General features: G+C 42.9%; 15 protein-coding genes. 7 read left to right on the forward strand and 8 right to left on the reverse strand.

From position 1 onward, the window contains the following. Nucleotides 1-296 precede the first annotated feature (296 nt). Together serA and prmA are read left to right on the forward strand one after the other, a co-directional pair. Nucleotides 297-1,877 (forward strand): phosphoglycerate dehydrogenase, encoded by a 1,581-nt coding sequence (gene serA, locus IQ246_RS21000; RefSeq protein WP_194005274.1) that lies wholly within the window; start codon nucleotides 297-299, stop codon nucleotides 1,875-1,877. A gap of 199 nt (nucleotides 1,878-2,076) precedes the next feature. After that, entirely contained in the window at nucleotides 2,077-2,997 is a 921-nt protein-coding gene (prmA, locus tag IQ246_RS21005) for a 50S ribosomal protein L11 methyltransferase (protein WP_194005286.1), read from the forward strand. A gap of 545 nt (nucleotides 2,998-3,542) precedes the next feature. Here the strand turns inward: prmA and IQ246_RS21010 are convergent. Then, nucleotides 3,543-4,265 (reverse strand): TerC family protein, encoded by a 723-nt coding sequence (locus tag IQ246_RS21010; protein ID WP_194005275.1) that lies wholly within the window; start codon nucleotides 4,263-4,265, stop codon nucleotides 3,543-3,545. Between the two features lie 409 nt (nucleotides 4,266-4,674). Between IQ246_RS21010 and IQ246_RS21015 the strand changes: the two genes are divergently transcribed. After that, nucleotides 4,675-5,106 (forward strand): hypothetical protein, encoded by a 432-nt coding sequence (locus IQ246_RS21015; protein WP_194005276.1) that lies wholly within the window; start codon nucleotides 4,675-4,677, stop codon nucleotides 5,104-5,106. A gap of 19 nt (nucleotides 5,107-5,125) precedes the next feature. On the opposite strand, the gene IQ246_RS21020 is transcribed toward IQ246_RS21015, so the two are convergent. Continuing rightward, nucleotides 5,126-5,593 (reverse strand): hypothetical protein, encoded by a 468-nt coding sequence (locus tag IQ246_RS21020; RefSeq protein WP_194005277.1) that lies wholly within the window; start codon nucleotides 5,591-5,593, stop codon nucleotides 5,126-5,128. Between the two features lie 69 nt (nucleotides 5,594-5,662). Beyond that, nucleotides 5,663-6,355, reverse strand: a complete 693-nt coding sequence (locus tag IQ246_RS21025; protein WP_194005278.1) for a hypothetical protein — start codon at nucleotides 6,353-6,355, stop codon at nucleotides 5,663-5,665. A 334-nt stretch (nucleotides 6,356-6,689) separates the two neighbouring features. Between IQ246_RS21025 and acs the strand changes: the two genes are divergently transcribed. Both acs and IQ246_RS21035 read left to right on the forward strand, forming a co-directional pair. Continuing rightward, entirely contained in the window at nucleotides 6,690-8,663 is a 1,974-nt protein-coding gene (gene acs / locus IQ246_RS21030; protein WP_194005279.1) for an acetate--CoA ligase, read from the forward strand. Nucleotides 8,664-8,753: 90 nt separating this feature from the next. Then, nucleotides 8,754-9,437 carry a tetratricopeptide repeat protein gene (locus tag IQ246_RS21035; protein WP_194005280.1) on the forward strand — a complete coding sequence of 228 codons (684 nt, stop codon included), beginning with the start codon at nucleotides 8,754-8,756 and terminating at the stop codon, nucleotides 9,435-9,437. Between the two features lie 187 nt (nucleotides 9,438-9,624). On the opposite strand, the gene IQ246_RS21040 is transcribed toward IQ246_RS21035, so the two are convergent. Both IQ246_RS21040 and IQ246_RS21045 read right to left on the reverse strand, forming a co-directional pair. Then, entirely contained in the window at nucleotides 9,625-10,605 is a 981-nt protein-coding gene (locus IQ246_RS21040; protein WP_194005281.1) for an aldo/keto reductase, read from the reverse strand. Between the two features lie 69 nt (nucleotides 10,606-10,674). Then, nucleotides 10,675-11,172 (reverse strand): MerR family transcriptional regulator, encoded by a 498-nt coding sequence (locus IQ246_RS21045; RefSeq protein ID WP_194005282.1) that lies wholly within the window; start codon nucleotides 11,170-11,172, stop codon nucleotides 10,675-10,677. 435 nt (nucleotides 11,173-11,607) lie between these two features. Between IQ246_RS21045 and IQ246_RS21050 the strand changes: the two genes are divergently transcribed. Next, nucleotides 11,608-12,045: a DoxX family protein gene (locus tag IQ246_RS21050; protein WP_194005283.1), complete on the forward strand. Its 438-nt coding sequence runs from the start codon at nucleotides 11,608-11,610 to the stop codon at nucleotides 12,043-12,045. A 171-nt stretch (nucleotides 12,046-12,216) separates the two neighbouring features. After that, nucleotides 12,217-12,780 carry a DUF2808 domain-containing protein gene (locus IQ246_RS21055; RefSeq protein ID WP_194005284.1) on the forward strand — a complete coding sequence of 188 codons (564 nt, stop codon included), beginning with the start codon at nucleotides 12,217-12,219 and terminating at the stop codon, nucleotides 12,778-12,780. A gap of 204 nt (nucleotides 12,781-12,984) precedes the next feature. Here the strand turns inward: IQ246_RS21055 and IQ246_RS21060 are convergent, their stop codons facing one another. The 3 genes from IQ246_RS21060 to IQ246_RS21070 all read right to left on the reverse strand — a co-directional run bounded on the left by IQ246_RS21060 (nucleotide 12,985) and on the right by IQ246_RS21070 (nucleotide 18,818). Then, nucleotides 12,985-13,734 (reverse strand): winged helix-turn-helix domain-containing protein, encoded by a 750-nt coding sequence (locus IQ246_RS21060; protein ID WP_194005287.1) that lies wholly within the window; start codon nucleotides 13,732-13,734, stop codon nucleotides 12,985-12,987. Between the two features lie 265 nt (nucleotides 13,735-13,999). Continuing rightward, nucleotides 14,000-16,699 (reverse strand): GAF domain-containing protein, encoded by a 2,700-nt coding sequence (locus IQ246_RS21065; protein WP_244142108.1) that lies wholly within the window; start codon nucleotides 16,697-16,699, stop codon nucleotides 14,000-14,002. A gap of 466 nt (nucleotides 16,700-17,165) precedes the next feature. Beyond that, nucleotides 17,166-18,818, reverse strand: coding sequence for an alpha/beta hydrolase (locus IQ246_RS21070; RefSeq protein ID WP_194005285.1), 1,653 nt, complete (start codon nucleotides 18,816-18,818; stop codon nucleotides 17,166-17,168). Nucleotides 18,819-19,624: the final 806 nt, after the last annotated feature.

Raw genomic sequence — 19,624 nt, forward strand, 5'->3', positions numbered from 1 at the left:
TAATAGGACTTACGCAACTGGCACACAAGGCTTCTGGTATAAGAGTCAAGGGTCAAGGGTCAAGGGTCAAGGGGAGCCACTGCGCCCTTGCGGCTCTGCCGACTTAAAGCAAGTGGCGTTCAAAAATCAAGGTTTTTTGGACTTTTGACCTTTGACTCTGGACAACCTGTGGCGTTAAAAATATGACACTTGCGTAAGTCCTGACTAAAACAAATAATTTTTACTGAATTGCGACGGATAAAGACTAAACTAAAAAGTCTTGTACAGCAAAACCTGTAGCTTTAAATGAAGTAATCATGTCTAAGGTTCTTGTCTCCGATACTGTTGATCAAGCGGGAATTGACATTCTTTCCCAAGTTGCAACTGTTGATATCAAAACAGGTCTAAAACCAGAACAACTGGTAGAAATCATTGGTGAGTATGACGCGTTGATGATTCGTTCTGGTACGCGTGTGACCAAAGAAATCATCGATGCTGCTACCCAGCTAAAAGTCATCGGTCGGGCTGGTGTAGGTGTGGATAATGTGGATGTTCCCGCAGCCACACGTCGAGGAATTGTAGTAGTCAATTCTCCAGAAGGAAACACCATCGCCGCCGCTGAACACGCTCTCGCTATGATGTTGGCTTTGTCTCGTCATATCCCTGATGCTAATGCTTCAGTGAAAAGGGGCGCGTGGGATCGCAATAGCTTTACTGGTGCAGAAGTTTACAAAAAAACTTTAGGCATTGTCGGTTTAGGTAAAATTGGTTCCCATGTTGCAGCTGTGGCTAAGACAATGGGGATGAAACTACTAGCTTATGACCCTTTTATCTCCACAGAACGAGCTGAACAGATTGGCTGTCAGTTGGTGGAGCTAGATTTGCTTTTCCAGCAAGCAGATTATATTACGCTACACATCCCCAAAACCCCAGAAACCACTCACTTAATCAACGCCATAACCCTGGCTAAGATGAAACCCACAGCTCGGATTATTAACTGCGCTCGCGGTGGCATCATTGAGGAAAAAGCTTTAGCAGCAGCGATCAAAGAAGGTAGAATAGCCGGTGCAGCCTTGGATGTGTTCGAGTCAGAACCGCTGGGAGAATCTGACTTGCGATCGCTAGGAAAGGAAGTTATCCTTACGCCCCATTTGGGAGCTTCCACTACCGAAGCTCAAGTAAATGTCGCAATCGACGTTGCTGAACAAATTCGGGATGTACTTTTAGGACTACCAGCGCGTTCAGCAGTCAATATTCCTGGACTCGGCCCTGATGTGTTAGAAGAACTCAAACCCTACATGCAACTAGCAGAAACTCTGGGTAACTTGGTGGGACAGCTAGCTGGTGGACGGGTAGAATTACTCAACGTCCGGATGCAAGGCGAACTGGCGACCAACAAGAGTCAGCCTTTGGTTGTAGCTGCCCTTAAAGGACTACTTTACCAAGCCCTACGGGAACGAGTAAATTACGTCAATGCCAGCATAGAAGCCAAAGAACGGGGAATTCGGGTGATTGAAACACGCGACGCCTCAGTTAGGGACTATGCCGGTTCGCTACATCTCGAAGCCACAGGTACTTTAGGTACTCATTCTGTCACTGGTGCTTTATTGGGTGAGCGGGAAATTCACCTAACTGATGTTGATGGTTTCCCCATTAACGTCCCACCCAGCAAATATATGCTGTTTACCTTGCACCGCGATATGCCAGGAATTATCGGCAAACTTGGTTCCTTACTCGGCAGTTTTAATGTCAATATTGCCAGTATGCAGGTAGGCCGAAAAATCGTTCGTGGCGACGCGGTAATGGCTCTTAGCATTGATGATCCCTTACCCGACGGAATTTTGACTGAGATTATCAAAGTGCCTGGAATCCGAGACGCGTATACAGTAACACTATAAGTGCTGAGTAATAAGTGCTGAGTCACCGGAGTTTCCCCGCAGGGAAACCCTTCTTGCAACTTCTGGCTGAGTGAAGAAAAAAGTTAGGAGTCAAAAGCATAACTTACAACTCATAACTCTCTTAAACTCATTACTCAGCACTCAGCACTCAGCACGGGCTAAACGCCCCGCTACGATCACAGCACTCAGCACCCTGAAGATGGCAAACACCTGGTGGGAACTCAAGATTTTATGTGAGCCAGACCTAGAAGATTCCATCTTTTGGCGACTGGAAAATTTTGGCTGTCGTGGAACAGCTAGTGAGAGCAAGGGAAATTCTTCTGTAGTAAAGGCTTACCTGCCGAATTTTCAAGCACAGCTACTAGATTTAGCTGCACTATCGCTATGGCTGCGTCAAGATGCACTCTGTGTAGGACTGTCATCTCCGACGCTACACTGGCAGTTGATTGATGAAGAAGATTGGGCGAGTAGTTGGAAACAATATTGGCATCCCCAAGAAATAGGCGATCGCTTCCTAGTCAACCCCGCATGGCTACCTACACCAGAAGCATCGGAACGTTTAGTGATTCGTCTCGATCCTGGTGTAGCATTTGGTACGGGCAACCATGCCACTACCCAGCTATGTCTAGAATCTTTAGAAATGCGTCTGGGTGAAGTTCCTCAATCTTTCGTTGCTAGTGGTGACAAACATCAACCTCTAGTAATTGCGGACATTGGTTGTGGTTCCGGTATCCTTTCCATTGGGGCATTACTGTTAGGAGCAGGAAAAGTTTATGCAGTAGATACTGACCCGTTAGCAGTAAAATCAACTATCAGCAATCGCGCACTCAACGACATTAGTCCAGAACGTTTGATACCAACAGAAGGAAGTGTAGATATTTTGACAAAACTGGTTGAGAATCCAGTAGATGGTATCGTCTGCAATATTTTAGCTGATGTGATTATTGAGTTGGTTCCACAAATGAGTGCGATCGCTCAACCTAGCACTTGGGGTATTTTCAGCGGCATTTTACTTGATCAATCCAAAGCTGTGGCTGATGCCTTAGAAAAACATAATTGGGTCGTTGCTACCCTCTGGAAAAGGAAAGAATGGTGTTGCTTAAATGTACGGCGCTCTTGATAAAGTTATCACCAAAATCAAGCACATCTTCAAATTTAATTGAGTATTTCAAAGTCAAAGGTTTGATTATTGTCTCAATTAAGATTAAAGGCACAGGCGTAGCCCGCAGCATACATCACGCTGTAAATAACCTAATTGTTTCTTTTGCCTGAGTTTATAACTCTAGTTGGAAGTTCATACTTTTGTATGACCTGTTGGATTTTGAAATTTACTGTATTTATTCTGTGTTTAACTTTATCAAAATCAATATTTGCCCAAATACTGACATTGGTAGGCTCTTTATAATTACCACCCATAGTTTGCCTCACTCGTCAAGATATTTTTATATATCTATACACTACCAATTGCCTCAATTCCTAAACTACTTACTCAAGACATATAAGCACATATACTTAATGTTTGCTTAAGGTTTTATGAAAAACTCTACTCACAAGGGCATGGGGCATGGGGCATGGGGCATTAATAATTTTTCTACCCTGTTTCCCCTGCTTCCCCTGTTTCCTATGCTTCCCCTGCTTCCTATGCTTCCCCTGCTTCCCCTGCTCTTACTTGGAGACTTCAGTTTTTTCCGGTTCCTCTTGGGGTAATTCGATCACAGAACGCTTAGTAAATCCCCAAGCTAGGATCAGACCGATCGCAGTAATCATGAACCATTCTGGTGGTACTAAAGCATCATTCACCACTTTTAATAACAGTCGCAAGCCCACCAATGCCACAGTTACATAGCCTGCGTCTTCTAAGTTTTCAAATTCATCTAACCAACGGATAAACAATCCTGCCATGAATCGCAGCGTAATAATACCGATTGTTGCACCCGTTAGTACTAGCCACTTTTCTTGAGAAACAGCGATCGCAGTTGTCACGCTATCCAAGGAAAATGCTAAATCTGTAAACGCAATTACGGGGATCGCTTGCCACAATGAGTTGAAGCGGGGGCCGTGATGATGATCGTCCTCTGTTTCTTGAGAGGTAAAGTGTTGGAACACCAGCCACAACAAGTATACAGCACCCAAAAATTCAAATTGCCAGAATTTTTGCACCCAAGTTGCAGTTAAAATTAGGGAGATTCGCAGCACGTAGGCAACGACCAAACCAAAGTTGAGTGCCTGACGCTCAAGTTTTTTGTCCTCCAGTCCTTGGGCGATCGCAGCGAGGGCGATCGCATTGTCAGCGGATAGCACTGCCTCTAAAAAAATCAGAATCAGCAGGACTATAGAGGCTTCAACGCTGAAATGAAAGTTCAGGTAATCAAAAATTCGGTCTAACATTCCGGGTTCTCAAGCAGCGAAAATTAAAAATTAACAGAATTAGCTAATTTAGCCAATTTAATATAAACAGTGCAATAAATTGCTACCCTAATCCAGCTTAACGTGGTTGCGGTGCATTCTGAAGGTGATGTCTAAGGACAAGCCATCCGGTGACGCTCGTTATTCGCTAGAGGGATTGTCTAAAGATAATCCAAACGCGATCGCTAAATACGATTATTTATGTAGTCATTTTTAAGAAAGAGCGCCATCGCTATTACTTCTGAAGTAAGAACGCTTAGCTTTGTTGGGAAAATTTGCCAAGCGTAAATTTGGTAACAAGTTATAATGCCTGATTTACTTAGACATAGAATTCATGTGACAATAGTGGAATTAGGGTTGAAAGTTATACTTCATACCAAGGAAATCCAATATGAGTATTGGTAACACTAAGTTGCATCCAAAATTAATTTTTTGTCTGAGTGTGGTGTGTGGCTTGCTGGGCGTGATGATCCCCGACACCGTAGCTTCTCAAACTACTCCTGTAATACGCATTTTAAGGGTTACAGCTAGTGGAGGTACTACTTTCAAGCGGGAAGAAAGCTGGTATCTACAAGCACGTAACATAACACAGGCGGATCAAAAGTGTGCCGTCAGAGCAGGTGAGAAATTTTTTGTTTCGTCTATTCTAAGTAGTAACAATAGTCAGGTAGTAAGTCCTAATGGTAATGGTGAACGTCTCAGGGATTACTGGGAAGTCACATTTGAAAAGCCACTTCCTTGCAATCAGCAGGGTGAGGGTAGGCAAACCTGGTTTGTTTTTAAAGCTCATGTACAACAATTACAAGCTGTTGCCGTCCGATAGTAGTGCTGCTAACAAAATTTCACAACATCTGTGCCAACTTTGCTTGCAAACCATTTGCTAAATCTAATAACTTGATATCATCCGTATCAACACTATTTCCCTCACCAGCTAACAGCTTGATCACAGCAGTTAACCTCTCATCTGCTGGAGTAATTCTCCAACATTCTTCTAAGTTCACGGCTATATCAAAAAGCGTTAGTGGAGATCTTCCTAAAAAGGCTTGCTCTGCCAAATATTGGCGTGTACTTATAGCTACATTATCATCACTGACTAAAAATTCTTTAATAGCATCTAACTGATAATTACCGAATATTTCGTCATGTCCCCAGGTTTCTAGCCAGTCTCCATCTACATCTTCAACGTAAAAATTGACAAAATCAATCCCGTAAGTTAGCCAATTCTGCTGCATTTGTCGAGCTGTTTCTAAAGCTTCAGCAAATGTATCTATTTGATTATCGTAGCTGTGAGTTTCTCGTTGATTAGCCATAAAAGCTGTGATGAGCAGGTAAGTATATAGGCTATGACACAAATCTTGAAGATCAAATTCTTGAGAGGATCACGAAAATTTTAAATACTTGCCACCACAAAGATAATCGCTGTTGTACAGTGCCACATTGACTAACTGGTTGACAAAATTAGCATCTTTAGGATTGTAACTTAAGAATAATCCTCTCTCTATTTCCCACAATCGCAGTGTATTTTGCCAAGCTTGGTACTTTTGTTGATTGAGTTCTTCACTAACACTAGTAACTTGAATGCAGAGTGGTTGGTTGTTACGACTACTAATAATTAAATCTGTTGCCATAGATAGGTCGGCAATATAACGCTGCCAAAAACTACCTTCACGTTGGACAACATCTTGGGCGATTGATCTAATGATATCATCATCAATCTGATTAAACTCACCTGCCATTAGCTTTTGCTTCCAAATATAAAATTTGGAGTCACTTGCATTGATCCATCTAGGAAAGAGATAACCATACCAATATCTCTCATTAGGCGTCATCTGCTGAAACTTTGCTTTTTGTTCTTCTTCCGAAGACAGGGATCTAATTATCAGCCAAATTGTAGAATCAGTAATCACCTCTAGGAGGAAGGCTAAGACAAAGGGTTTAGCAGTCAGGGTACCCAGCTTGATATTTTTTACCCAGCGATTGATTTCATCTAATCTTCTGGCTAAATTAGGATCTATCGAGGAAGCTTGCTCGATGAGGGACTTTAGCTTATCCTTAATCTCTTTTGCTTGCAAATGATGCCCTACTCTCAGAAAATAACGCTTTTTTCACCAATTCACAACTAATCTTAACTGGAAAATGGCTCTATTAATTTCCAGATGCGATCAAATATTTTCCTGGTGGATGCCCTGTGCCCGTAAAACCTCACGTAATCGAGCTATTTCTTGCTCTGTTTGAAATATCAGAAGAGACGAATTTTAGGATAGCAGGTTCAGACACAAGCGATCGCCCCTAAGTTTACGTTCATTTTACTGATATATTCGCGCAGCTTAACGAAACTCTAAACACTTTCGCACAAATCTCCGTTAAGAATATAGTTCAATAACAATACCGTTTGCAGCCATAACTATGTCTCAACCAACTATAGAATCCATCTTACAAGAGAAACGCTTATTCCATCCGCCTGGTGAATTTTCCCAGAATGCCCATATCAAAACTCTGGAAGACTATCAGCGCCTCTATAATCAAGCCAAAGCTGATCCTCAGCAATTTTGGGCAGAATTAGCTGAAAAAGAGTTGCACTGGTTCCAAAAATGGGACACGGTTCTAGACTGGCAACCGCCTTTTGCTAAGTGGTTTGTTGGTGGTAAGATTAACATCTCTTACAACTGTCTTGATCGACACCTGACGACTTGGCGCAAGAATAAAGCGGCACTGATTTGGGAAGGGGAACCAGGAGATTCCCGTACTCTTACTTATGCCCAACTGCACCGGGAAGTTTGCCAATTCGCCAATGTGCTAAAGCAACTGGGAGTACAAAAAGGCGATCGCGTCGGTATTTATATGCCAATGATTCCCGAAGCTGCGATCGCTATGTTAGCTTGTGCCAGAATTGGCGCACCTCATAGTGTAGTATTTGGTGGTTTTAGTGCCGAAGCTTTACGCGATCGCCTAATCGATGCTCAAGCCAAGCTAGTGATCACTGCTGATGGTGGTTGGCGCAAAGATGCGATCGTCCCTCTCAAAGAACAGGTAGACAAAGCCTTAGCAGATGGCGCTGTTCCCAGCGTACAAAATGTTCTAGTTGTCAAGCGCACCGGACAGGAAACTTATATGCAGTTGGGGGGGCGCGATCATTGGTGGCATGATTTACAAAAAGGCGCATCACCTGATTGTCCCGCTGAACCAATGGACAGCGAAGATATGCTATTTGTCCTCTACACTTCTGGTAGTACTGGTAAACCAAAGGGTGTTGTGCATACAACCGCTGGTTATAACTTATATACCCATATCACTACTAAGTGGATATTTGACCTGCAAGATACAGATGTATATTGGTGTACCGCAGACGTAGGTTGGATTACGGGGCACAGCTATATTGTCTATGGCCCTCTTTCCAATGGTGCAACAACTCTGATGTACGAGGGTGCGCCTCGTACTTCCAATCCTGGCTGTTTCTGGGATGTAATTGAAAAATATGGCGTCAATATTTTTTATACTGCACCTACGGCAATTCGGGCATTTATTAAGATGGGTGAACACCATCCCAAAACGCGAAATCTGTCTTCCTTGCGTTTGCTGGGAACCGTCGGCGAACCGATTAACCCAGAAGCTTGGATGTGGTATCACAAAGTAATTGGTGGTGAACGCTGCCCAATTGTCGATACCTGGTGGCAAACTGAAACTGGCGGTATTATGATTACGCCACTACCAGGAGCAATTTCTACTAAACCTGGTTCAGCAACTCTTCCCTTTCCAGGAATTCTTGCAGATGTCGTCGATTTGGAAGGTAACACCGTACCCAACAATGAAGGTGGTTATCTAGCGGTGCGCCATCCTTGGCCAGGAATGATGCGGACAGTGTACGGCGATCCAGAACGCTTCCGCCGCACTTATTGGGAACACGTCCCTCCTAAAAATGGCAACTATACTTACTTTGCTGGTGATGGTGCAAGACAGGATGAAGATGGCTATTTCTGGGTAATGGGTCGCGTAGATGATGTACTGAACGTATCAGGGCATCGTCTTGGTACAATGGAAGTAGAATCAGCCTTAGTTTCTCATCCAGCTGTTGCAGAAGCAGCAGTAGTAGGTAAGCCAGATGAACTCAAAGGTGAAGAAGTAGTTGCTTTTGTGACTTTAGAAGGTACTTATCAAGCAAGTGAAGAACTGAGTAAAGAGCTTAAGCAACACGTTGTTAAAGAAATTGGAGCGATCGCTCGTCCTGGAGAAATTCGCTTTACGGATGCTTTACCCAAAACGCGATCGGGTAAGATTATGCGGCGCTTATTGCGAAATCTCGCATCAGGACAAGAAGTATCTGGTGATACTTCGACGTTAGAAGATAGAAGCGTGTTGGATAAGTTACGGGAAGGCGCTTAGACAATTCACCATAGGGGCGCAACGGCTTACGCCCCTACTAACGTCCCCTATTATCATGATAATCAGGATATTATTAAGGCATTGAGGACGATGAAGCTGAATAGCCAACTAAAATCAGTATTGGTTCAACCTCTTAGCTGTATGATGCTGAGTATCATAACTGCAATTGGCACATCACCATCAGTGTTAGCAGTTACGAGAAAAACTTCTCTGCACACACCTCAACAGTCTGCACACAAGCAACCACAAAAATTAGCACAGTTTTCCGGCGCGGAACAACCAGCAGAGCGATCGCAGCTGATCCAACAAGCTAATGCTTTGTACAATCAAGGAGACTTCAAAGGTGCAGAGGAAAACTTACGGAAGTTTCTCAAAAAATTCCCAGAAGATGCGTTTGGACACTTTCAACTAGGAAATGTGCTTTTTCGTCAAAATCAACCAGAAGCAGCAGTTAGTGCTTACCGAGAAGCCATTCGGATTAGGTCACAATATGCTCTAGCTTACAATGCGATCGGTATGGTTTACGCCAGTCAAAGTCGCTGGACAGAAGCCATTACTGAATATCAAAAAGCGTTGGAAATTAATCCTAGTTATGGCGAGGCATTAACTAATGTAGCATTGGTGCTTTGGCAAACAAATAAACGAGATGAGGCGCTATCTTCTTTAGAGAAAGCTTTAAATATCTTCAAAGCACAGAACAGAAATGAAAAAGTTAACCAAGTCGAACGTATTTTGCGAGAAATTAAAACTGCTGATGATCCTAGTCTTTCATAAAAATCATATTTACGGATGCTTTGCCTAAAGTTGCGATCGGGTAATATTCTACTGTTTAGCCTTATATAAATCCTCTAATTTTAATTATGGGAATTCCCCTGTTGCCTGTTGCCCGTTAAGAGTTCCCTTTTAATTTTTCATCAGCGATCGCACGACTGATGACCACTGATGACAATTATTGGAGATTTTAACGGTTAACGCTGCTCATGTCAGCATAGCGATCGCCTACTGCTACACTTTTTGGTGCAACTTCCTGAATACGGGCAAGTTCTTCTGCTGTCAATGTAATATCTACGCTTGCAACGTTCTCTTCCAAGTAGGTACGGCGTTTGGTTCCGGGAATGGGAACAATATCGTCTCCTTGTGCGAGTAACCAAGCAAGAGCTAATTGTCCTGGTGTCACACTCTTTTTGGCGGCAATTTCTTTGACTTGCTCAACTAACTGGAGATTCTTGTAAAAGTTTTCACCTTGGAATCGGGGCATATTTTTGCGGAAGTCGTCAGGCGCAAAATTATCTGGACTGGTAATTTGTCCAGAAAGAAAGCCTCTACCAAGTGGACTATACGGCACAAAACCAATACCTAAGTTGCGAATAGTGGGCAAAATCTCGTCTTCTGGCTCGCGTTGCCAAAGCGAGTATTCTGACTGTAAAGCCGTAATTGGGTGGACAGTATGGGCACGTCGAATTGTGAGCGCCGATGCTTCCGAGAGTCCCAGGTAGCGAACTTTACCTTGCTTAACCAGCTCTGCCATCGCGCCGACTGTTTCTTCAATTGGGACTTGGGAATCGACACGATGTTGATAATAAAGGTCAATGTAGTCAATACCAAGCCTTTGCAAAGAGGCATCACATGCTTGACGAACATACTCAGGGCTACCGTTGATTCCTCGAAAGTTGTTATCTTCGCCACGCTGGATGCCAAATTTGGTTGCTAATACTACGCGATCGCGTTTATCTTTAATTGCCTTACCAACTAACTGCTCATTCGCACCAATTCCATACATGTCAGCGGTATCAAGCAGAGTAACTCCGAGTTCCAAAGCACGATGAATAGTGGCAATTGATTCTACCTCGTCACTTGCGCCGTAGAACTCCGACATCCCCATACATCCCAATCCCAGTTCGGATACTGTCAATCCTTGATTGCCGAGTTTTCTTGTTTTCATCGATTTGCTCTCTAATTGATCTAAATAACGTGATTTCGGTGCGGTAATTTGCTATAAGTTGACATTTGCTTAATGAACGTGAGTCAAGTTATCTATCGGTACTTGCTGAAGTTCTAATAAATTGGGCGTTAATGTAGCCTCTTTCAACAAGAGTTGCCCCTCAGACAAACCGAAATTAACGCAGACATCATCTGTTTGATGGTTTGCTTCTAACTCCTGGTAGTGCTGAATTTTCTTTTGAATCATCTCTAAGTTATGATTCAGTTCACGGATGCGTTCTGTAACCTCACACTCATGAGCTTCGAGAATTAACCGACGTTCTGCGATCGCTTCAGGCTTTTGGCGATACAAATCAGCAAATTGTTGCATTTGGCGAATTGGCATTCCAGTCGTCCGTAGTCGAGTCAAAAACTTAATTCGAGCAATGTCCGTTGCCGAATAACGACGATGCCCATTCGCTGCTCTGTTGATTGGAGCAAGTAGTCCATTACGCTCGTAATAGCGCAGAGTATGCACACTCAGCCCCGTTAGCGCCGCAACTTGTTGAATGGTAAGTTCTGTTTCCATATCCAAACACCATAGAACTTAGAGCACACTCTAAGTCAAGCCTTTTTGCAAAAAAAAACTCAGATAGTACTTATATGGAAATTACCGTACCTCGATAAAGACCCCCAGCAGACTTCCTCAAGGCTGGAATTTATCAATCAGGACTTACGCAAGTGTCATATTTTTAACGCCAGAGGTTGTCCAGAGTCAAAAGTCCAAAAAACCTTGATTCTTGACCCTTGACCCTTGACTCTTGACTCTTATACCAGAAGCCTTGTGTGCCAGTTGCGTAAGTCCTATCAATAAATAGGGGGTGTTTTCTCGATCACTAGGCTGTAAATACTTAAAAATCGTAAGTAGTATTTTATAAGAGAGTTGCCAATTTTCTTACTATTGGTCGAAGTCAGACGGACATCAGTCCATCAAACTGAACAAGTATAGAATCAGGCTAAACCCATGAGTAAGTATAAGGAACTCTTACGCGTTATTCTTGCAGTATCAATCATCATAGTTGGAGTGACACACTTTATTGTGCCAGAACAATATGTAAGAATTGTGCCACCGCAACTTCCTTACCCTTTAGAATTAGTTTATCTCAGTGGGTTTTATGAAATTTTGGGTGGTATTGGATTATTAGTTCCGCCTGTAAGTCAAGCTGCTGCTTGGGGACTAATTGCTCTTTTTCTTGCTGTTTACCCTGCCAATATTAACATGGCAGTTAATCTAATTAAAGTTGATCATATACCAAACTCTCCTTGGGTTCATGTAGTAAGACTTCCCTTGCAAGCTGTCCTAATTGCTTGGGCTTGGTGGTATACAAAACCTTCAAATCGAGCACAACAAGCTTCTCTGATTCCAAAGTCATTAATTCCTCAAGAACTTGAATTGGAATGAGCACATTTTTTTATTTAGAACTACAGATAAGCACAGCGAAAAGTTCTGTATGCGAGTTTTCCAACCTAGGAAACTTTTAAAGACAGCGAAAAGTTTGCGCGTCTGGGTAACAGGAACGCAAACTTTTTTAAGACAGATAAACACAGATAAATAAGTAATTTATATCCGACCATGCGCGTTAAAACATTGTTTGGGGCAACACTCTTCTTAGCGCTAAGTATTGGAGGAGTTGCTACTCAGGTGGCTCAAGCAGTACAGCTTAGAGATGGCACAGTCTACTTTGTTCAACCGCCGAGCCTCGTTGAGGTAATTACTACTTTCAAAGGTGTGAATGTTTGGGGAGCAACTTATTATTTCACTATCAACGTGCCGGCAAATGCTGGAGAATCTCTGCAAAGGGTAACGATTACTCAGCGAGAGGGAGTAGAAAACATCCGCTATGATCTCGATGATACCCGTGCATTTGTGGGAACAGGCGATCGCAAAAGAGCGCGACTAACACTAGGCTCGGTGACGAGAGAGCGCGAAACACGGACTGTTTCTGTGAACTTTGACCCACCCGTAACTCCAGGACAAACAATCACAATTGCCCTCCGCCCGGTGAAGAATCCAAGCTTTTCCGGTGTTTACCTGTTGGGTGTCACGGTGTTCCCTGTAGGTGAGAAATCTCACGGTCAATTTCTCGGCTTTGGAAGGCTTCAGTTCTACAACGAAGGAAGAAGCTGGTTTCCATAACCAGATATTGTGATTTATTTTTGTTAGGACTTACGCACTGTACAAATGCATCGTGATGTGGATTAACTAAAATAGGTTTTTTCAGGCTTTTCTTAATTATCCTGCGATGGTCACTGTTGTTTCAACGCATCCAGAATTATAACCGTTGTTAATTCAGTCACCTGCTAAGTTTTAGATGTCACACAAATTCTGTATGTCATTGCTTTATCCTAGCCTGTACCCAAAACCTCGTACTGTAATCAGATATTCCGGATGTTTTTGGTCAAGTTCTAATTTTTCACGCAAGCTGCAAATATGAACGTCTACAGTTTTAGTGTCTCCGACATAATCTGCCCCCCAAACCTGATCAAGTAATTGCTCCCGCGACCATACTTGATGATAATAACTCATAAAAAACTCCAACAGACGAAACTCTTTTGGGCTTAAATCCACCTGTTGACCTCGTATTAGGACACGGCATTCTTGAAGATTTAAAGTCAAATCCTTATATTTTAATAGTGGTGTTTGTAGTGTATCTAAACGTTGGCGACGCAGTAGGGAGCGACAACGAGCAACTAACTCGCACATACTAAATGGTTTAGTTAAATAGTCATCTGCTCCCACTTCTAATCCTAAAACACGGTCAGTTTCACTACCTTTAGCACTAAGCATGAGAATTGGTATGGAATTCCCTTGATGACGCAGCAATCGACAAACATCTAACCCATTGATATAAGGCAACATCAAATCGAGAATAACTAGATCCAAGGTCATCTGTTGTGAATTAGATTCCAACTTATTAAGGTACTCTAAGGCAGAACATCCATCAGAAGCAGTTTCTACCTCATAGCCTTCCTCAGACAATGTGACAGCTAGTATTTGCTGAATTAATTGTTCATCTTCTACTACGAGAATGCGGCTAGTTTGTTCAACATCCGTGCAAGCAGAATATTTGGTCAATTCCTTGGTATACAAAGTACTTTGCTTGAGGTAAATTTCATCCAATTCACTGATGATACATCTAGCTAGAGTGAGATACAAGCAGCAAAAATGGTGTAATTGACTTGATAATAGTAACTAAATGTGCTATTTCAAAAAGGCCAATCCTGTAGATGTTCTAACTAAGCAAGAGTGATAGAGCGATCGCTAGTTCGTCTTGACACTACACTAGAAGTGTGCATAATTATTTCTTCTACTAAAGCTAAAGAGTAGGGAATTATACCTCAGCTAGACTAACAGCTTACGGCTCGCTCAAGACGTCGTTAATAGCGTGCAACAATTCGTGGAAAGTGTAGGGCTTCTTCACAAATACACCGACGCCAGAGCCAGCAGCTTCGACAAGCTGGTTGTTTGCTGCGATACCGCTAATACCAATAATTTTGACCTGTGGGTTCATCTGTTGCAGGATGCGGATTGCAGTTAACCCATCCATCGACGGCATCATCATATCCATCAACACTATGCTGACTTTATCTTGATGCTGGGCATACAATGAGATGGCTTCAATACCGTTACTAGCCGTTAGGGTTCTATAGTTGTAGTCTTCTAGCGAAGTTTTGGTAATCTCTAGGATAGCGGCTTCATCATCTACAACTAGAATCAGTTCTCCGTTACCGTTGGGTAATTCCAAGTTTTCTATTTGCTGCTTTGTTCTCTCTTTCACAGCGGGCAGGTACACTTGAAATGTAGTACCTTTACCTACCTCGCTCTCCACATTAATAAAACCACCGTGGTTTTTGACAATACCAATTACAGTTGGTAGACCAAGCCCTGTGCCTTTGCCTGATTCCTTAGTTGTGAAAAAGGGTTCAAAAATTCGATCCAAAATTAGTGGAGGAATACCAAAACCCGTATCCGAGATAGTTATGACTACGTAGTAACCTACATGAGCATCCAGATTCATCTTGGCAAAGTTTTCATCAATGAATAAATTGTCCGCAGAAATATATAGAGTGCCACCTTCGGGCATTGCATCACGGGCGTTTACGCATAGGTTCATTAACACCTGATGCATTTGAGTAGGATCTGCGACAATAGTCCAGAGGCTTTGTGTAGGTAGACTTTTAGTGAGTTTAATAGATTTTGGAAATGTGCTGTTAATAATTTGATCAATTTCCAACACTAGATATTCTAATTGTAAAGAAACGCCCCTACCTTCAGAACCACGTGCAAATGTCAAAATTTGCTTTACCAAATCAGCGCCACGTCTAGAGTTCTGTTCGAGAATCTTTAGCAGTGGCTTATATCGCGCATCGAGATTGGGAAGTTTGAGCGCCAATATTTGGGCTGAGGACATAATGGGCGTCAAGATGTTATTGAGGTCGTGGGCAATACCTGAAGCCAGCGTCCCCAGGCTCTCCAGGCGTTGAGCACGGAGAAATTGGGCTTCCAATTGTTTTTTCTCGGTGATATCAGTGTCAATAATCAGAATGGATTTAGGTTGCTCTGCTTCATCGCGCATCAGTATCAAGCGACTGGCAACAATCACTTCCTTGCCAGATCTTGTTAGTTTACGCAACTCACCTTGCCAGGAGCCATACTCAACAACAATCTTTTCCGCCTCTTCTAGTTGTGGCGAAAGTTCTTGGCGAAAAAGCTTATTAGCATTCTTCTTAATTGCTTCTACTGGTGAAAAGCCGTAGAGACGCTCTGCACCTTGATTCCAGAATAAAATTTGTTGCTCTAGAGTGCAAACAATAATTGCGTCTGTGGTGATATCAAGTAGAGCAGCTTGTTCGCGGATTTTTTGTTCTGCCCATCTGCGCTCAATTGTCGTAGCCAGCACATTCGCGATCGCCTGTAAAAAGTGAATATCATCTTGGGTAAACTCCCGACATCTAGTTGTGTGTGCGCCTAAGATACCAAAAGGTTGTTTCTGACCCTGGATGATCACACTAATCCCGCTGACTACCCCGTGTTCTTGCAGCAACGGTGGGCCGCTGAACCGCGTGTCTTCCCGGAGGTCGTAAACGATTACTGGCTCACTAGAAAGTAGCGTATAGCCTGCCTGAGAGTCACTTCCTCCACCTACTATCCCATCACCCACAAGTTCCGACTGCCAACCGACTCCTGCTCTTAACAGTAAGTTGCTCTTGTCTGGAAGCATTTCCAAAACCTTGCTGTACTCGACTTCAAGGCTTTGAGTAATTAGAGCAACAGCTTCGTCCATTAATACGTACAGGTCTGTATCGTCTAGAGCCAATTGACCTAGTTTAGCTACGGCTGCTTGCTGGCGTGCCCGTGCTCTTAAACCTGATTCTACCCGTTTGCGCTCAGCAAGTTCAGTTTGTACCTGCTCATACAGTTCTGATTGCTGGATGGCAATACCCACCTGCATTGCCAATTGCTGGAGCAAATCGATTTCCCACGGTTGCCACTGCCTGGATGTCGCACACTGGTTGGCAATTAATAACCCCCACAATTTTTCCCTTTGCAAGATGGGAACTGCCAAGTTGGCTTTGACTTGAAACTGAGCAAGTAAATCGAGGTGACATTCGGTAAGACCTGCTGTATAAATATCTGCTATGGCTTGGAAGCGTCCTTGTCTGTACTCCTCACCGCAAGTTTCTATGAAATAAATGTCTTGGACTTGGGCATTCAGAACAGAAATCCAGTTCTTTGCAACTGATTCTACCACCACAGCCCCAGTGTAATCTGGCTCAAAGCGGTAAATAAACACTCGGTCTGCCTGTAGCAACTGTCGCACTTCCGCCACCGTAGTGTTTAGAACCTTATTCAAATTCAAACTCTGGCGGATGCGCTGGGCAATCGTCATCACCAGTCGCTGTAGCTCGATTTGGTGCTGTAGTGACGTCTCTACACGCTGGCGATCGCTAATTTCCTGTTGCAAAAGTGTGTTGGTCTGGGAAAGTTCAGCAGTACGTTCCTCAATGCTTATTTCTAAATTTTCCTGAGCTTGGTGTGTCACCTCGTTGTTCATGTGTAACATGCCTGACCTAATCTACTTAGACTATTAATATTTCGTGGCAACTGTTGTGCCTACGGTCTATTGCCCATAGCCTACATTTTGTCAGAGTACACACACTTTAAATCATCCTTCCATAGATTAATCTAATCAAAACTCAAATATTTCTCAAAAGGTCTTAAACACAATCATGGCAAAGATTTTATGTCATTTATCATTTTTTGAAGGTAATAATAAAAGTATTTGGTTCAAACAAGCCTATTTTGTTAGCTATTTATTGAGAATAGTGTTGATGAACTCGATATTGATATCCTACTAGCTTCATTTTCTATCTCTAAAGATAGAAATATATTGTGCCCACTTCAGACTTTAGACATAGATTATGCAATGCTCGTGGTAAGTCTGTGTGCGCCGAGCATTCAGGATATTTCATCGGTAGGCTCTAGAGGTATTTTTAGGTTAATTGAGCAAAGGTGAGTTTCTATTCTTTGCCAGCAAATTCTTTTACCACTGCTATAGCATCAGGGGGAATCTGCGTAATTATGCGAAATGGAAATGTCGCAGTCGAAGCAAACTGAGCATAATCTGGTGTAAGAAAAATAGCGTAGTTTTTAGCTTCTGGAGTCATCTGTGCAGCAAATGCCAAAGCTATAGCTTTCAGGAATTTGCGAATATCAGTTGCTTGTTCACCCACAATTTCACCACCACTAAAAGGTGTATTTGGTTGTCCGACCTGATCCAAAGTAGTAGTGGGGTCTTTGACACTTAGATGAGTCCCCCCAAGTATACCAACCAGCCATTTAGGCGATGGGATTTTGTCAAATGCCACAACTTGTTCAGTTAAAGCTGGAGTGCTCTTATCTGCGGAACTTGCCAACACTAAGGTGGGAATTTGCACCTTGGTTAAACCTGTTTTGCCAAACATCAGAGAAGTTGTCGGACTTAAAGCGATCGCTTGTTTAATCCTAGGATCTCGCAGTTGATAGCTGTCTTCTGGCAATTCTTGAGCGACGCACTGGATGGTTTCTCCCAAACTCAAAACAGACAAGTTATTCTTGCAACGCTGTTTAAGATGTTTTGGTTGTAACTCGGCTCCAGCAATTGCTAAGGCTGTACCACCACCAAAAGAATAGCCAATGACCATCGTGTTATTGGTTGCAAGTTTTCCTTGAAGTGGGTTATTACCAGTTTGGTTGAGCTTTTCAAGTTCATCGAGGACAAAACTAATATCTTTTGGGCGATCCAAAAACTCCTGGGGCTGCAAAAACCTGGTCTTACCTTGTATTGCTAAGTCAGTACTTGTCCCATTACTACCAGGATGTTCTAACGCTGCGAACACATAACCGTGAGATGCTAAATGTTCTGCTAAGTAGCGCAAGTCTGTACGGTTTGACCCCATACCGTGAGAATAAACAATTACGGGTTTGTTGAAAGTTGCAGCAGTTGACCAGTAAATATCAACAGGAATTTTGCGTTGGCGCTTTTGGTCATTCAGGTTTAATTGGAGTATCTGTACTTGAGCGCTTCCCGGTTGGCTGGGGTCAAAAGGGAAAGAAATCTGCGGTTTTCTGGGGTCAAGTTGGGGAGCTATGGTCAGCATAAACTGCTGGGTGCGCCAAAAAGCTGTATTCAAACTTCCTGCAACCATAAAAGCTTGTGGCAAATTAATTTCCAGGCGTTGACTGGGATAAGCAGCGATAAAGCTCAGTACGGAAAGCCCTTGAGGTGCAGTAGAGCCTAATACCAATCCCGCTCTCAATGCTTGGACGCCAGCTTTGTCTTTTCGCACTATCGCCGTAGATATGTCGTTAAGAATCGTTGTACCAATCTGGGTATTGAGTAATCTATTAATGGTGACAACATTGATCGGCAATCCCATCCTCAGCGCTCCCAAGAAAAAGCGGCGTTGTTGTTCAGATAAGTTCTGGGTGAAAACTTCTAAACCTGTAGGAAATTTTCCAGTCTCCGCCGCTTTTCGCAGTTCGGTAACAGAGATGGATTCTGCAAACAGACCAAAACGCACCACAACCGTATCAGCTGCTTGTGCAGAGGTATTTGCCCCGAAAAACTGTGTGAGGGGTATGGTAAAAAACAAACCCGCAACTATTTTTAGACTTCTCCAACTTTTTCCCATAAATATTTTTACCAATTCATACTTACGGGAATATAACGAATATTTGTGTACTTGGCTACTTTATCAAGTCTCTGGCTTATGCTTAAACTATTTCTAATAGGACTTACGCAACTGGCATACAAGGCTTCTGGTATAAGAGTCAATGGTCAAGGGTCAAGGGTCAAGGTTTTTTGGACTTTTGACCTTTGACTCTGGACAACCTCAACGAAAAAATATAACACTTGCGTAAGTCCTGTCTAAGCCAGACAAATACCAGTCTAATGTCATTCATTTAACTCTAGAATTCTTACACCACATCTGGCTGGGCTAAGTAGAATATTCCAACCGAGTCTGCTGTATACCGGGAAGTCACTTAGCTCTCAAGAATTTTGCTAACTCTTAACTATTAATAAATATATAAATGTTTGTAGCTATTCATGCTTTATATTTAGCGACAGGTGGCGTAAATAGCCACTTCTCTTTAGATACTAGGAGGAAACGCTACACTAACCTTTGAAATGTTATGCCCGTAGTCACATAGGTTAGGACAGTGTTAATTGCTTCAAAGCAATGAAGCAACTGGGTTTATACTCAGCACGGGCTAAGCCCTGCTACCGCTAACAGCACTTTGCTACACTCTGACACGATCACCATCAGGTGTACATTAAGGTTAAGTTGATATTGAAGCTTAACTTGATACTAATAGGACTTACGCAACTGGCACACAAGGCTTCTGGTATAAGAGTCAAGGGTCAAGGGTCAAGGGTCAAGGGGAGCCACTGCGCCCTTGCGGCTCTGCCGACTTAAAGCAAGTGGCGTTCAAAAAT

The sequence above is a fragment of the aff. Roholtiella sp. LEGE 12411 genome (genome assembly GCF_015206995.1).
In the GTDB taxonomy this organism is placed as follows: Bacteria; Cyanobacteriota; Cyanobacteriia; order Cyanobacteriales; family Nostocaceae; genus Komarekiella.

Coding starts and splice junctions, on each gene's coding strand:
- serA (WP_194005274.1), top strand. CDS start 297: ATGTCTAAGGTTCTTGTCTCCGATACTGTTGATCAAGCGGGAATTGAC.
- IQ246_RS21050 (WP_194005283.1), top strand. CDS start 11,608: ATGAGTAAGTATAAGGAACTCTTACGCGTTATTCTTGCAGTATCAATC.
- acs (WP_194005279.1), top strand. CDS start 6,690: ATGTCTCAACCAACTATAGAATCCATCTTACAAGAGAAACGCTTATTC.
- IQ246_RS21035 (WP_194005280.1), top strand. CDS start 8,754: ATGAAGCTGAATAGCCAACTAAAATCAGTATTGGTTCAACCTCTTAGC.
- IQ246_RS21020 (WP_194005277.1), bottom strand. CDS start 5,593: ATGGCTAATCAACGAGAAACTCACAGCTACGATAATCAAATAGATACA.
- IQ246_RS21015 (WP_194005276.1), top strand. CDS start 4,675: ATGAGTATTGGTAACACTAAGTTGCATCCAAAATTAATTTTTTGTCTG.
- IQ246_RS21045 (WP_194005282.1), bottom strand. CDS start 11,172: ATGGAAACAGAACTTACCATTCAACAAGTTGCGGCGCTAACGGGGCTG.
- IQ246_RS21010 (WP_194005275.1), bottom strand. CDS start 4,265: ATGTTAGACCGAATTTTTGATTACCTGAACTTTCATTTCAGCGTTGAA.
- IQ246_RS21065 (WP_244142108.1), bottom strand. CDS start 16,699: ATGAACAACGAGGTGACACACCAAGCTCAGGAAAATTTAGAAATAAGC.
- prmA (WP_194005286.1), top strand. CDS start 2,077: ATGGCAAACACCTGGTGGGAACTCAAGATTTTATGTGAGCCAGACCTA.
- IQ246_RS21070 (WP_194005285.1), bottom strand. CDS start 18,818: ATGGGAAAAAGTTGGAGAAGTCTAAAAATAGTTGCGGGTTTGTTTTTT.
- IQ246_RS21040 (WP_194005281.1), bottom strand. CDS start 10,605: ATGAAAACAAGAAAACTCGGCAATCAAGGATTGACAGTATCCGAACTG.
- IQ246_RS21055 (WP_194005284.1), top strand. CDS start 12,217: ATGCGCGTTAAAACATTGTTTGGGGCAACACTCTTCTTAGCGCTAAGT.